The organism is Rhodosalinus sp. FB01 (assembly GCF_041365715.1).
Taxonomy (GTDB): domain Bacteria; phylum Pseudomonadota; class Alphaproteobacteria; order Rhodobacterales; family Rhodobacteraceae; genus Rhodosalinus.
In genome coordinates this window covers 1-887 of the sequence record NZ_JBGFSH010000033.1, presented here as the reverse complement: position 1 = coordinate 887, position 887 = coordinate 1, and the positions used below count along the sequence as shown (strand labels likewise).

Genomic DNA, 887 nt, shown 5'->3' with positions numbered 1-887 from the left:
CGCTTCCCTGACCTTGCCCTTCACCTTCTCGGGCAGACGTCGTTCATGGCTGTGAGCGCTTTCTAGTACTAAAAATGGCTTTTGTAAGCTATTGACGCCTGTGGCAGCCGAGTGTTACTACTAAATAGCACTGAAAACAACATGTGGAGGCCAAACGTGGCTAAAGACGACATCCATATTCCGTTTAATCGAAAGCTCTACAATGACATCGTGCGGTGTTCGAATGGTCGTCTTGACCCAGCGGAACTCGCAGAGGATCAGGTCCGGGATCTGATAGAGCGGAACCTCGACAGTCTCGCTCATGAGTGGTTTGGCGATCAGCTCGTCGATCTCGTTCGTGCGCACTTCCCCCACTACCTCACGCAACTGGAAGCAGAGCTTTGCGCCGGAGATCCGAGTAAGAAGACCAATATACCCTTGATCTGGAAGGAGTTAACCGTGCCCTCGGGAACGGAGGTCAGGATGCAGTATGCTGGATCTCACCATTTCGCTCGCGTGAAGGATGGGAAGATCGAAGATGCTGATGGTAGGTTCAGTCCTTCTGAATGGGCGTCCAAGATCGCGAACGGGACCAGCCGGAACGCTTGGCGCGACCTCTGGTTTAAGAAGCCGACGGAATCCGCTTGGGTCCCTGCGGAGCTTCTTCGTTCTCAGTCGCGCGGACGACTGTCCAATCTGGGTTCAAGTCTGGAGCCTTGAGATGCGCCGAATCGAACGCGACTACGCCAAGCTCTGTGAGGCCGAAGGCGTAAAGCTCTTGGAGATTAGATGCCGTTCTGGACATTACCAGCTCTGCTTCGAGCAGGGCACTGTACACTGCGCTGGAACGCCGTCTGACCGCAGGAACCGCTTGAAGAGCTATGCTGGGAAATGGGTGACGGAGTTTG

2 protein-coding genes are annotated in these 887 nt (G+C 54.6%); both read left to right on the top strand.

Annotation, left to right across the window (positions count from 1 at the left end):
- The first annotated feature begins 156 nt into the window (after positions 1-156).
- Complete coding sequence (locus tag AB6A65_RS16370; RefSeq protein WP_371039469.1) at positions 157-699, top strand: hypothetical protein; 543 nt, start codon at positions 157-159, stop codon at positions 697-699.
- A 1-nt stretch (position 700) separates the two neighbouring features.
- Positions 701-887 (top strand): hypothetical protein (locus AB6A65_RS16365; RefSeq protein ID WP_371039468.1); only part of this gene is annotated, 187 nt, incomplete at its 3' end.